This is a genomic window from Flavobacterium kingsejongi, from assembly GCF_003076475.1.
GTDB classification, from domain to species: Bacteria; Bacteroidota; Bacteroidia; order Flavobacteriales; family Flavobacteriaceae; genus Flavobacterium; species Flavobacterium kingsejongi.
Window position 1 is genome coordinate 368,706 of the sequence record NZ_CP020919.1, and the last position, 14,746, is coordinate 383,451.

At 40.8% G+C, this 14,746-nt stretch carries 10 protein-coding genes; all 10 read right to left on the bottom strand.

Features of this window, described 5'->3' with window-relative positions; genetic code table 11:
• Positions 1–10 precede the first annotated feature (10 nt).
• Positions 11–361: a cytochrome C oxidase subunit IV family protein gene (locus FK004_RS01690; protein ID WP_108735683.1), complete on the bottom strand. Its 351-nt coding sequence runs from the start codon at positions 359–361 to the stop codon at positions 11–13.
• A gap of 20 nt (positions 362–381) precedes the next feature.
• Positions 382–1,362, bottom strand: a complete 981-nt coding sequence (locus FK004_RS01695) for a cytochrome c oxidase subunit 3 (RefSeq protein ID WP_108735684.1) — start codon at positions 1,360–1,362, stop codon at positions 382–384.
• Between the two features lie 41 nt (positions 1,363–1,403).
• Positions 1,404–1,985, bottom strand: a complete 582-nt coding sequence (locus tag FK004_RS01700; protein ID WP_108735685.1) for a cytochrome c oxidase subunit 3 — start codon at positions 1,983–1,985, stop codon at positions 1,404–1,406.
• A gap of 2 nt (positions 1,986–1,987) precedes the next feature.
• Positions 1,988–2,902: a heme o synthase gene (cyoE, locus tag FK004_RS01705; RefSeq protein WP_108735686.1), complete on the bottom strand. Its 915-nt coding sequence runs from the start codon at positions 2,900–2,902 to the stop codon at positions 1,988–1,990.
• Positions 2,903–3,044: 142 nt separating this feature from the next.
• Entirely contained in the window at positions 3,045–5,153 is a 2,109-nt protein-coding gene (locus tag FK004_RS01710; protein ID WP_108735687.1) for a gliding motility protein RemB, read from the bottom strand.
• A gap of 22 nt (positions 5,154–5,175) precedes the next feature.
• Positions 5,176–5,919 carry a deoxyribose-phosphate aldolase gene (gene deoC / locus FK004_RS01715; RefSeq protein WP_108738719.1) on the bottom strand — a complete coding sequence of 248 codons (744 nt, stop codon included), beginning with the start codon at positions 5,917–5,919 and terminating at the stop codon, positions 5,176–5,178.
• 92 nt (positions 5,920–6,011) lie between these two features.
• The gene (locus FK004_RS01720; protein WP_157955998.1) at positions 6,012–6,377 is read right to left on the bottom strand and encodes a VanZ family protein; all 366 of its coding nucleotides are present in this window, start codon (positions 6,375–6,377) and stop codon (positions 6,012–6,014) included.
• Entirely contained in the window at positions 6,370–6,750 is a 381-nt protein-coding gene (gene gcvH, locus FK004_RS01725) for a glycine cleavage system protein GcvH (RefSeq protein WP_108735688.1), read from the bottom strand. The genes FK004_RS01720 and gcvH overlap by 8 nt, the downstream gene beginning before the upstream one ends.
• A gap of 58 nt (positions 6,751–6,808) precedes the next feature.
• Complete coding sequence (sov, locus tag FK004_RS01730) at positions 6,809–14,083, bottom strand: T9SS outer membrane translocon Sov/SprA (protein WP_108735689.1); 7,275 nt, start codon at positions 14,081–14,083, stop codon at positions 6,809–6,811.
• A gap of 18 nt (positions 14,084–14,101) precedes the next feature.
• Positions 14,102–14,683 (bottom strand): Holliday junction branch migration protein RuvA, encoded by a 582-nt coding sequence (gene ruvA, locus FK004_RS01735; RefSeq protein ID WP_108735690.1) that lies wholly within the window; start codon positions 14,681–14,683, stop codon positions 14,102–14,104.
• Positions 14,684–14,746 lie beyond the last annotated feature (63 nt).

The following is a 14,746-nucleotide window of genomic DNA, read 5'->3' on the forward strand; positions in this document are numbered from 1 at the left end:
TAATATGTAGTTAAAAAACCCACTTAAACTGTGAATTATGATACACACCAAAAATATAATTACCTTCAACTAGTAAGATGAACACTAAATAGATAATTAAGAATACCAAAGGGGCCACAACGGACCATCTGAAACTACTTTTTTCTCCTTCTAAGTGCATAAATGCCCACATAATATAATATGCTTTAACCACTGTCAGGATAATGAATATCCAGTTCAACAGGTGGAGATGAAGAAAGTCTGTGTTATGTAAAAATGGAGGTTTAACAATCCCCAGGAAAACTTCAACGATAGTGATCACAGATAAAATTGCGAAAACATACCAAATTCTTTTTGTATTAGAAACGTGCTCGTGTGCCATGATTATTACTTTTCAAATAATTAAACTAAATAGAAGAATGTGAATACGAATACCCATACTAAATCCACAAAGTGCCAGTATAGTCCTACTTTTTCAACCATCTCATAACTCCTTCTTTTCTCATATGTTCCTACAAGAACATTAAAGAAAATAATAATATTGATCATAACTCCTGTAAATACGTGGAATCCGTGAAATCCAGTAATGAAGAAAAAGAAGTTAGCGAACGTTTTATTACCATATTCATTTCGGATCAGGTTTGCACCTTCCACCACATATTTCGCATCTTTCAATTTCTCAATTGATTCAGCTCTGCTCAATACTGTTTTTTTCTTGTCTTTATTCAAAACCTCAGTACGGATCAAAACGTCTGGATGTGCTTTGAATCCTTCCACTACTTCTGCAATGGTATACGAAGGTAAAGTACCGCTTTCGCTGGTAAACCAAAGTCCTTTATCACGGGTATCCTGTACACGCTCATGAGGAATGGAAGCTGCGAAATCAGCTAATGCTACTCTTTTGCCATTCGTATCTACGAATTGAAGGATAGCCCCACCTTTAGTTTCAATAGCACCATATTCTCCTTTGATAAAGTTTTTCCACTCCCAGGCTTGTGACCCTAAGAATATCAAACCACCAATAATGGTAAGAAACATGTAAATTACTACTTTATTCTTTTTCATATGATGACCTGCATCAACGGCCAAAACCATTGTTACAGACGAAAATATCAGAATAAAAGTCATCAATGCCACATAGTACATCGGTGCATCTGTTCCGTGCATGAACGGAAAGTGATTAAACACCTCGTCGGCAATAGGCCAGGTTCCAATGAATTTAAATCTTGTAAATCCGTATGCAGCTAAAAATCCTGCGAAGGTTAATGCATCTGTTACGATGAAAAACCACATCATCATTTTACCATAGCTTGCTCCTAACGGCTCGTTTCCGCCGCCCCAAGTTTTGCCTTCAGCACTTATTGTAGTAACTGTCGCTCCCATAAAAGTTATTAATTTAAAGTTTTCAAATTTACGTTTTTTTCTTATTTAATAAAATATAAAAATAAAAACAAATATACCCACAATATATCCAGAAAGTGCCAAAAGATCGCACCAAGCTCAATACCAAGCGTTTGACGCGAGTTGTATTTTTGTTTAAAATGATTATAAATTATAACTAAAAGCGAAATCAATCCCCCAAAAAGGTGTAAAAAATGCACAATTACAAATATATAAAGGAAAGAAATCTTCACATTACTGGTGGTACCGGTAAGATTATAGCCATTTGCCACTAGCTGGCTAAATCCCATAAGTTGCAGGTACACAAACGACAGCCCAAGTCCCAGGGTCAATAACAGGTAAGTTGTCGTAAGACTGCGCTTATCCTGTTTGATGGCTTTTTTAGCCAACATAAAAGTAACACTACTAATAATAATAACAATAGTACTCGCCAGGAATGCAGAAGGCATTTCCAGGTCTTTAAGCCAGTCCGGCCTTGATTTACTCACAACATAAGCACTCGTCAAGCCTGCAAAAAGCATTGACATACTCATAATACCGAACCACAAAATCATTTTTAATGAGCTATTCTTTCTATCGTTATGCTCTTTAATTGTCATCTCCATAATTATCGTAAAAATTTATCCAACACATATACAATCTGCAACAAGGTGATATAGGAAACACTCACCAGCATTAACGTCCTTGCAGCTTTTGCGTCCCTAAGCTTATATAACCTGAAAGCATAAAACAACATCCACATTCCCAATAAAAATACGATTACTGCAGATATCGGTGTAATATACAACTGCCCTGTATACCCAAAAGCAGGAAAAACAGAAGCAATTACCAGCCAAATCGTATATAAAATAACCTGCAATGCTGTCGATTTATCTCTCTTACCAGTTGGCAGCATAAAGAATCCGCCTTTTTCATAATCTTCAAAAAGGAACCATCCAATAGCCCAAAAGTGCGGGAATTGCCAAAAGAACTGTACCATAAACAAAGTACCCGCTTCAATACCGAAATCACCGGTAGCCGCAACCCATCCTAACATAAACGGAATGGCACCCGGAATAGCACCCACAAATACCGCCAAAGGCGTTACTGTTTTCAAAGGCGTATAAATACTGGTATATAAAAAAATAGAAACGGCACCAAACATGGCCGTTTTAGGATTGATGCTATATAAAATGCCCAATCCGATAAGTGTTAATACAATTGCAATAACAAATGCTGTGGTAACAGTCATACGCCCTGCAGGAACAGGCCGGTTTTTCGTACGATCCATAAGGACGTCCAGGTCTTTTTCAATAATCTGGTTGTACGCATTTGAAGCACCTACCATACAATACCCACCAACAGCCAGCATAATCAAAACCTTATAATCAAAGGGGTGATTTGCATCAAAGCCCAAAAGATAGCCCGCTATAGATGAGAACACAACACTGACGGCAAGCCGCGCCTTTGTGATTTCTTTAAAATCAGTAAAGATTGATTTAAATGAAATAGTATTTTCTGTAGTGCTCAATGCTGTTTTCATTAGGTTTTTAAAAACTTGTGCAAAGATACTTGTTCCAATGCAATATGGCAAATCCAATCCCGGATATTACGGTAAGATTTAAAATTAAATGCTTTTTTAACAATCCGGGGGCATCAAAAACACTCCACAAGAATCCAATGCCTTAGAAATCATAGTACATATTAAAAATATCTGCACGGATTCCCAACGAAAACCAGGTCGTCGTTTCTTTGAAATTCAACGGATTGTTGGCCAACGGATCAAAATTCCTGTAGATCAGGCTCGCAAACACTTTGATATTTGTAGTCGGATTGATCAGGTAAGCCGTTTGCAAATCGGCGATAAAGACATTGGTGGTATTCCCCTGCCCTACTTTTACTCCGGTATCATAAGGCCTGTTATCATTATAATTCTTATACGGGTTTCCGCCATAATTCAGGCTATCCGTCGCGGTATCAAAATCAAGCCCGCGCTTCCCTACTGTAAATTTAGCATCAGCCGACCATCGCCCTTTATGATAACGCGCAATCGCTACCAATTCTTTAAAGTTCCCGCCCCATTGATGCCCAAGGCTTTGGTTGTTATGCCCGTAGTTGGTCAGTATATTACTGTGCTGGTACACATAAGGCCGCACATGATTGTATTCCAATTGCAACAATAGATTTTTCACCCGGAATGCATCATAATATTTTGCCCCAAGCTGATAGCCATATTTATTCTTCCAGCTCTGCTGCCCTCCGGTAATATCACCTACCGAAAATTCATCCAACAGGAACTGGCCGTATACATTCATCTGATTATTGATCTTATATTTCCCCGTCATCCCCAGCAATGCATTACCGGATTTTGAAGACGATGAGAACTCCACACTTCTGTAAAATATAATCGGATTCACAAAATTCACATCAAATCCCCTGTCATTACTATTCGACCATACCACCGATTCAAAAAAGCCCAGATTCAGCCTTTTTGTCACATTCCAGCTCAGGTAATGGTTGGCAGAAAACTTAGTCGCATAGGTACGATCTGTTGTAACCTCATTTCGAACATCCTTCAGCCACATATAAGTGTTCGTATATTTTACTTTCCAAAAGGTCGTGTTGATTTTAAAATAAGGATACGGACTTGCCCCATCGCTTTCCAGCAGCGAACGATAACCGTCCCCTATAAAATTCCGCCCATAGCCCAACTGGAGATTAAAAAACCTACTGGGTGTATAGGTCAGGTTAGCATCGGCAGAAGGAAAATCATAACCATCAGTTTTAAACTCCTTGGCAATACCGATCCCGGGAATTATAGCCGGATTCCCACCACTGGGTTTTATCGAATTGGCATAACGGTTGTAATAATCGGCAAACCGCCCCTGGCTTTCATAAATAGTCGTGGTAAAAGTCAATTCCTTTCCAATAGCGCCCTGAACCTGTATTCCGCGAGTGTTTTGATAGGTATAACTCACATCACTCGGGCTGCTTTTACCGATCCTCACATCAAAAATTGGATTAATGGTCAGCCAGTACCCTTCACCCTGGATGGCTACGAGGTTTTCATTCCAGAATTTCCTGCCCCACCAGCCGGTTTTATTTTTCATGATTTGCTGGTTTGCTTTCTCCAAATCATAGTATTTCCCTACCTCAGTATAGGTGTATGGTTTTGACCCGGTGTGGTTATTGGCTCCTACCTGATTCATTGCGGCGTCAAAAGTGGCATAATAACTATGGGGAAATGGGATATTCAATTGGCTTTTGAGTTGTGGATTCTCAAATTTCCTACTGATTATACTATCAAATTCCGTCAATTCCTTATTGCGGTCAATCAGCAAATTGCTATCCTGAATCGTCACTGCAGGCTGCCTGGAAAAAGGAACCGGAGCCACCAGCGGAATTGCAATTTTTATAGTATATTTTGCATACGTAGCAGTGCCATTATAAGTCGGCGGTGCCACTTTAGGCAGTTGTCCAAAGACTCTTTTCGTCTCTGCAATAAGTTCGGGATACAGGGCATCTACATACAACACCCTAAAAACACCGGCAGTATCAACTTCAAATAGTGCCGTTACCACACCTTTAAAATCGTTTTCGGCTACGGTGGCCGGGACTTTGAAATTTGTATATACAAAATCCTGAATCCTATTATAAAAACAAGCTTCGGTTGCAGTGCCATCCAAATTTTTGCAATCAGGAAAAACCGGAAATAATTCACGGTCCTTATTATTTTGAGCATTACTATATTGAAAGCCAAAAATGATCAGCAAAAACAGGACACTATTCTTCATTAAAATGGGGGAAATTGATTTTTTAATACTCGCCGGAAGCTTCTTTATGATGAGCAATGGCTTTTGCAGCAGAGGTTCCGATTCGTTTTACGCCCAACCGCACCATTTCTATAGCTTCTTCATAGGTACGCACGCCACCCGCGGCTTTTACAGGAAGTGGAGAAGCATTTTCCAGCATCAGGATAATAGCAGGAACAGTAGCCCCGTTAGGAAGGCCATCGGCGGTCTTGTAGAAACCCGTGGAGGATTTTACGAAGATATCGGCGAAGTTAGTTTCTTTGAAATGAGCAATTACCGTATTTTTTACTAATGCGGATAACTGCACAATTTGTTCCGGCCGAAGTGCTGCCACCTCGATAATCCACTTAACGACCTTATGATGGGACAATCCAAATTCGGTACAACGGATTACTTCTTCTCTCACCTTATCACTGTTACCACTTTTGAAAGCTTCGTAATCAATCACAAAATCCAATTCATCCGCACCATCAGTTACAGCCTTAGCCGCTTCATCCAGTTTTTCAGACACTGTAGACTTTCCTTCCGGAAAATCAATCACCGTACCTACCAGTACCATGGATTCTGCCGCCATAACCATCTTCTTCGCCACCGACACAACATCGGGACGGATCATGATCAATTTGAATTGCTCGTCAATGGCTTCTTTAACGAAACCTAAGGCAACTTCAAAGTTCTTTTCATAACTAACTCCCGCTTGTTCAGCAGTTTTCAAATAGGTCGAATCTAAATAATGTCTGATATCCATACCGTAAAAATAAAAAAAACCCATCGAAACGGGATCTTTTTTTGTTTATTTTTTAAATGTTGCTGGCAGCGATCGAAATCCCAACCCTCGGTTTACTTATTATGATACATCCGGTACAAAATAAGAGAAGCCGCGAGACTTCCTGTAGTATTTGCCAAAGCATCCATAATATCTGCCGACCGGTTTACCGTAAGCAGCCCCTGCAACACTTCCATTAGCGCCCCATAGGCTACAGCCAAAAAGAAGCAAACTATTATATTTTTTACTATTCGGGCTTTAGGACTAGTACTCCTTAAAAACAAAAACCAGGCAGTTGTAAATACAAAATAAAATGTAAAATGAACATATTTATCAGCATTCGAAATACCGCCATCAGAAACTTTGAGGGTAACCAGGCTTAGAATTGTTATTGCAACAGTCCACAGTATAGCCGCCCCAAGCAGTATGTTTTTATGCACCAATCAGTTTTTTATACTCTTCATCAGATAATAAAGAAGCTACCTCTGAAGCATCAGAAATTTTCAGCTTTACCATCCATCCGTCTCCATAAGGATCAGAATTTACTTTTTCCGGTGTGCTCTCCAACGTATCGTTAAAAGCGATAACCTCTCCAGATAATGGCAGGAATAAATCGGAAACTGTTTTTACAGCTTCAACAGTACCAAAAACCTCGTCTTTAGCAAGTGACTGGTCCAGTGTTTCCACTTCAACATAAACGATATCTCCCAATTCGCTTTGTGCAAATTCAGTAATCCCTACAGTTGCGATATCGCCATCAATACTAACCCATTCGTGGTCTTTAGTATATTTTAAATTTGCTGGTATGTTCATTGTTTTTTAGTTTTTGGCAAATGTATAGCATCTTTCGAGAACTATAAAATGTTTTTGATTAATTTCCGAAATTATATCGCAGCGTAAACCCGGAGCGTATATTCGTTATTGGGAAAGAGGTTGATATTACCGCTTTCGAGAACGAATGATCATAATAGAAAATAGCCGTCAGGTTTTTACTGAAAGAATAATCGGCCGTGAATTTTATCGACCAGATATTCTGTCCTCCTGCTAACTGATTATTGTCATAATCCAGGTAACGCACTATGGTCTGGTTATTACGATAAGAGAAATCTGCTTTTATATTAATATCACTCTTAATGGTATTCATTGGATTATCGGCAAGACGGGAACTCATGGTCACATCTTTGATACGGTATCCTAATCCCAATACATATTCATATCCTTTTACCTCGGTCAGCAGGTTGTTGTCAAAACTCATCGATAAGGCACGGTCCTTCTTCATCTCCGCCAGGAATTTGAAGGCATTTTTCATTTCAAAATCGATTCGGATCAACGGGTTAAACTGCTCCACAAGGTTGATATTGGAAATAATCATCTTATTGAAGAAGTTACCATTCCCTGCATTATCCCTACCTCCCGGATTCTGATCGTACTCGAAATTCGATCGATACGAGTTGATGGTATAAGAAGCACGGTAATTGTGCTGTAGTGAAAAACGCTTGAATTTATCTTTGAAAAACTTATAACGCATCAATCCGGTATACTTCACACTCCAGTTCGGAATTGGAAAACTACGCATCGCATCCGTTGAAATTCCAGAAGCATCAGAACCTGTATAGGCGGCCAGGAAAGAAGGCAATAATACCGCCTGGCTGTTCTTTCCAAATCCTACTGGATACCCCACATTCTGGTCTCCCGGCTGGTCTCCCGGAGCATAAACCGGGAAGTTGCTCGTGCCGTAACGTTCTGTCGCCAAACGGTTCGCAATGATAAGGCGGTTTGTCCTGAAATCATCAAAAGCGGCCGATGAAACCTCGTCACTCTTAGAGAATGATGTTTTGATCAATACTGTAGAGATCGAAAAGTTACCATAGGTATACGGTGATCTTGAATTATACACCCCATCCATTACATCATATTGCTCTGAATAATTTTTAGAGAACGTACGATCGGCATTCAGGTCAATTTTAAAATCCGGGAATAGATCTACTGCTGCTGTAATGTTCAGCAATTTATTCGTCACCTGTGTATAATTCTGGTTGAATTCCTGGTAATTGGTCAGCCATCCGTTTTTAGCAGCTTCATAACGCACATCATCCTGGCTTCCCAAAATGAACCCTAAAGAAGGCTTAGTCGTTCCAAGGAATCCGACACGTGGCAGGAAACCTGGCAATGCCGTTCCGTTTGTTTCGCTATAGTTCACCTGTATGTTTTTCACACTCGTCACTACCCCGATCAGTCCGTCCATGAATACATTACCTTCATTCGCCACTGGTGCAGCTCCGGTGATTTTTTGTCCTGGTTTCGGTGGTGCAGCGGCTCTTGTGATCGCTTTTTTAGGTTTTTTCGTCAATCCGATGTACTTATAAAAACTATCCATATTCAACGTTGTATTCAATCGGTGAATATTCCCATTCTGAATCGTATTCCCTAACCTGTAAGTAGTACCATCTTCCAGTTCTATAGTAGATAATGCATCTGAAGAACGCTGCCAGTTATAATCTGCCGTATAGGAATAGGTTGATTTCACAAAACTGAAAACCGGAATTTTATTGATCGGCAATTCATAATTCACGATAATCTGCTGAATGTGCTGATTCGGATCTCCAATATTCCAATAGTCATCCCAAATACTAAAATCATCAATTGGAATATTATTCTCATCCAGGTAATTGCGAACGATATTACTTGTCGATGCGGTATAGTTAATTTTTAGTGCTTTGGTCAGGTTGTAATTGAAACTATATTGATAATTAAAGAAATAATTTCTTCGGTACAACGGGTCAATCTGGATACCCTGCACTTCCACCTGGCGGAACTGCTGTTTATTATACTGTCGGATAATGTTGGTACTAAACGAAAAGTTCGTTGGCAAATAATTAAAGTTGAAATCACTCAACAATTTCCAATAGCTGCTTTTCTTCATGAAAGCTGTTTTCTTGAAAGGCTCTACTGGCTTGGACTGGAAATTATAATTATAGTCCACTGACGTCCGCACCTGTTGATCCAGAAGGTTTTGCACTTCATAATCATGGTGTTCCGTTTCATTAAATGAATAAGAGAAGGTAAAATTCTCCGGATCATAAACCCGTTGTTTTTGTTCCGGCCCACGCTCTTTACGAACCCCAATAAAGTTGATGCTTTTCGTTTTGGTATAATCGATAGCACGGTTTTTCAGGTTGTCTTTTTCTGCCTGGTCTGCTGTAATATCAATCAGGTCTTTCAGCCTTATATCCTGGTTGAACGGGTCATATTCCGGTGTAATCGTTTGCTCCCCTACCGCATAATTGAAGGGTAAATTTACTCCCCATTTCTTAGGCAGTAATTTCCCAAGGTTTACGTTACTCACAATACTATATTGCTGGGTATCTTCCCGACTTCGTTCATTTGGCGTCTGTTCCAGGCTACCAAATCCAATCGTACTCATATTTCCGGTTGCGGAAATAGTGGCGAAATCAGCTAAATTAGTATCCATACTGGCTACTGCTGCCATACCGCCTTTGTTGTCCATATCGGCAAGGCGAAGCTCATTGAACCATACCTCTCCACGAACTGCACTCACCGGAGTCTCGATTAAAGTATTGTTTTTTAACCCGACCATGATATTCCGTACATAACCGAAATTTGGGTTTCCTTTGATACCAATCCTCATTTTTCGGGGTAACGAAGGATCCAGGTCATTATCATACAGGTAATAAATTCCATTATCCTGTGTTGGGATGGAAGCAGGCAATATTGACATTGCTAAAATTTTCAGCTTGGTCAATAAAGAAAGCTGCACATCCATATTATTATCTTCCGGCCATATATCCGTATCTACTGTCGCACCTTCTGCCGTTACTTTCAACGGTACCTCAATCTGGTAGAAATTCTGTGTATAGTCATTACCAAAACGCAGGAATGCCACCATTTGATCAGAACGCAGGCCATTTCCGGCTGCTACATCTTCTGTCAAAGCTTCCGCATGCAGGAACATTTTTAATTTCTTATACTGACGCATGTCCACGTTCACACTTTTGAAAACAGCCCTGGAATCTCCCGGCTCCAAACCATCTGTAGTCGATGATGTATTGCCGTCTTTACTGTATACTCTCAAAGCAAGTGACTGCTCATTCTGGTTGATCAAAGTATTGTTATTGTACAATTGCTCGCGGGCTACTCCTGGCGGCACCACATATTTAATTGGCAATCTTGATTCTCCGTTTTCCTGGATATTCACAGCCAATACATCAAATCCTGTATTGTCCAGTGCGTCAACCGGATCCGTTTCATTCGGGTCAAGGCTGTTTACATAACGTCTCCATTCGCCACGTACCAAGTCCAAAGCCCCAAAACGCAACGTAATACGATCACTGAATCCGGTTAGGAACATCCTCATAAAGCTGATGGAACGGAAATCGGAAATTTCACCCTGGGCATCTGCCGGGGTTACTTCCTGGATTGGAATTTTAAACTGGATCCATCGGGTAGCAGTTGTTCCTCCTGACGGAAGGCTCGCTACGGTTTCACGGATATCAGTTACATAACGATCGGCTACGGTTAAGTTAGGACGGATCGCAATATTGAATTTATAATACGCATCAATAGTATTCATGGTATTATCGCGGTTGATATCTTCTGTATCCGGTAAGGTAGTCGATCCCCGCGTATTGTTATTCAGGTTTACCGGCGAGTTGCCTTCTACCCCATTGTATCTTTTATATCGATCAATAATATTACCCTGTGCACTCAGGTAAAATTCATAATTATCCTGTGAAGGGTCATCCCCGGCAAAAGCGGGAAACTTAGCCGATTCTTCGGCATCATTCAGTCCGTCAAAACCAACATCCTGCGCCACACGGTTTCCTTCATTGGTATCAAAAGCATAAATCAGGGATTGAGATGCCGGCACTTTACCCCAAATTGTAGGAATGGTAGCCTGGTTGGATCCCGCTTCCGGCAATCCATTTTCATACATCTTTTGTCCGTCTTTCAATATATCTTCCGAAATCTTACCAAGGTTAAAGGTCAGGGTCCCACTATCTGTAGGATTGTCCGCTGTTAAATCGGTGGAGTAAAATGGGTCCATCATCCAAAACTGGATGTATTCCACATTCGCCTGTTCAAAGTTGGTCGAATTGACCGCCCGCATAATACCTGCCCAGTTATTCTGTGGATTCGCAGCATAGGCCGTATTGTAATTATAAGGGCCTCGCTCCGCAGGATAATAGGTAAGGTCTAACGTTGGGATTACCGTAGTCTGTCCCTGAGCGATATCAACATTTGGAAATAATTCCTGGCTGTAAATTCTTCGGGTACGGTTTTGGGAGATATCAGAATCAGAGATACCACTTGGCCTTTGCCCTGCATAAAAGGTAGGATCAATCGTATACCAGGATAACTTTCCACGACGGAATCCATCTTCGATACCGTAATTTCCTTCCGCTACACCAAAACCAATCGGTGTACTGGCAAGGCTCCAGGCATTCGGGGAACGCATGTCAATAGTCGTCTGTGATCCTTCAAAGTCATCTACATATACTGTCGCTTCCCCTTCAAATTTATCCGCTTTTGGCGTATTCGGTTTCAGGTAGGCTACTTCCCCACGGATGGAGAAATTCGATGGCACATCAGTATCAATGTTCGGCAGTTTATTTACCAGTCTGGTTAAAAAAGGAACTTCGGTAGAATAGTTCATATTGAACCCGTAAATCGTATTGTTAACCGATTCCTGCCCGTAGTTTGATTTTTGGGTAAATGGTTTTTCAGTCATTTTCAGGAAAGTCGCCCCAATAAGGAACTTATCCGAAAATTTATGCTCAATATTGAATCCGGCAAATCTACGTGTCTGCTGACCAAAAGTAGAATTATTTTCCAGGGATACTTCAATAGGCGTGTTGGAATTTTGCAATGACGGATCCAAAATCTGCACTTTACCCAATTGGTAATTTACAGTATAGTCTACTCCTTCAATCAATACCCTTCCGCCTGTCGTCACCACAACAGATCCCTGTGGCACATTAAAAGCACCAATCGAGATTCCATCGCCTCCGGAAGATTTATACTTTCCTTTTAACTGGAACTTGTTTTTATCACTATCCTGCAAAGCAGCAGTCTGCGTATCGCGGTATAATTTCTTGTATACATATTTTGCCTGGTTGGCATTATAAGACACCGTATTCTCATAATCCTCTGAAGTGGCTGTCGAAGGATCGGATAATTTATCAAACAAATGCTCTCCAAATGGTTCTACAGTCGTAAATATAATCCGCCCGTTTTGTACGTCAACCGTCAGGCCCGGCACAAAATCGAAGAAACCATCCCCGTTATACTGAGGGTCATTGGTATAATTCAAACGGTCTACATTAAATACTTTCAACAGTGGCGTATTGTAACGGGTTTCGATATTTGGCGAAACCGGAGGCGTTACGATACTTCCTGCTACCGGGGTAATATAATTCAACGGTGAAGGATCGGTGTAAAGGATATTGAATTTAAAATCTTCCCGTTCCAACTGGTAAGCGTTTGGAATCTGGTAGATATTTTTCATCATCAAATTCCAGGTCGGCTGCACAAACATATTATTGGCTCCGGCCTGTCTTACACTGGTCAGGTTACTTTTTAGCATTTTCAGGATCAAACTCTGCGTCAGTGGAATGTCTGTTCCTGGAGTCACTTGTGTAGCATCGATACCGTCAGTACCAAATTCCCCAACCTGGTAGACATCACCACCAATAGTATACTGATAGGCTACTGCCAGTACTTCATCATTCGACAACCTTTGGGTTAACGAAAGGTACCCTAACTGTGGATGGTAGGTATATTCATTCGGTGACAGTTTTCGGGCGTTTTCAAGCTTGGCATAATCGATCCCTTCACTGGCGGTAACCCCATTGGTAAAACCGGCACCTGCTGTTGCAATTTGACGTACGGCTGAACTCAGGATACCATTCCCTGTTGTGATTAATGCCGGGTCATATTTGTTATTGCTATTTTTTGTCGGCGTATCGGCCTGAACACCTGGGGTAAAAAACCCACCTCCGGCATTCAGTGAAGCATACCCCACTACTTGCCTGTTGTCTGTAGCACTGGATAAAGGCGATTCCCCTAAATCCTGGATCGCCACAATATTTCTTAAACTGTTATCGGTAGTGCTCACCCGGTTCTGGCGGTTGGTTACCCAAACTTCCATACGCGTGATTTGTACCCTGCTGTCGATCAGTGGATAATTCTTTAATGAAGCATCATATTTATCCCGGAAGTACTGGGATAAGAAGTAGTGCCTGTCAGCATCGTATTCCAACGCAAAAAGCTCAAACTCCTGGATTGCGCCACCACCTTGTGCCGTTACGGTCTTCGTTTGTGATTTCTGTTCAGAGAAAACACCCGTAATGGTCGTTTTACCAAACTGGAATTGTGCTTTTACCCCAAACAAACTTTGCGCTCCACGGATCAGGGCGCTGTTTAAGGGAAGGCTTACGTTACCTACCTCTATCTTTTGCAGTATGTTATCCTCAGTAGGCGCATATTCCATCTTAATCAGGTTCTGGAAGGCAAATGTAGATTCGGTATCATAATTGGCATTCACTTTCAGGCGGGTACCTACTTTACCCATAAGGCTCATACTGATCCTCTGGTCAAAGTCAAATGCGGTATTGGTCCTGTTTCTGGGTGATAATGCCGGGTTATCCTGTTTGGTATAGCGGACACCAAGATCGAGCTCTACCGATCCGGTTGGCTTCACATCAATAGTATTACTTCCAAAAATGCTTTCGAAAAATCCGGAATTGATATAATACCGGGGCAAGAGGTCCTTTTTTGTATCGGCAGTACCTTCTTTCTTACCGTCGATAGCATCGGATTTTTTACGGTAATAGTCCCGCATCGATTCCCGCATCACCAGCTCTTCATATTCAGCAGGTGTTAAAATAATCGGGTAGTTGATGTTAAAACCATCAACGGTATTCGTGTAGATATAACGGTTGGTCACCGGATCATAAGTATAAGCTTCAATGATACTGGCCGGGTTTTTAATTTCCACCTTACCGGTATCATACCCTGTTTTAATTGAATCCTTTTCTTCTTCGTCCACCTGCGCCTGGGCAGTAAGATTAAACAATAGAAACAGGAGGAACAGGCTGTATTTCTTTAAGTTTTCAAGGCTATCCATGTAATATTTTTTCAAAAACTATAAATTTTTTAATGCTTGTTTGATGATGGTTTCTACAGTAGCAGTCGGGTTTTCTTTAACAAATTTTTCTACGAATTTTTCGGATAATTTTTTGTTAAACCCTAAAACCTCCAAGGCAGATAACGCTTCATCTCGGTTAGTATTGTTGTGGAATGACGAAACTTCATCCAAATCATAAACTTTTAACACTTTATCCTTCAAATCGAGGATAACACGTTGTGCTATTTTGCTGCCAATTCCCTTAATGGACTGGATAGTAGCGACATCGGCAACTGCAATTGCCTGTATAATTTGCTGGGGAGCAATAGAAGAAAGCATGGTACGTGCAATATTGGCACCAATACCCGAAACGGATAACAAGAGCTTAAAGATCTCCCGTTCGGATTTTTCCATAAAACCAAAAAGTGTATGCGCATCTTCTTTAATTTGAAGATGCGTATACAATTTTATACTTTCTGAATCGGGGAGTAACGAATACGTATGTAATGAAATATTAATCTGATATCCTACTCCATTGCAGTCAATTACGACGTCGGTAGGTGTTTTTTCTATTAATCTTCCTTGTAGGTGTGCAATCATCGTGTTTTTATCTGGTCATCAAAAGTAACAAAAAGTTTTAATGAAAACACGTATAACGATGAT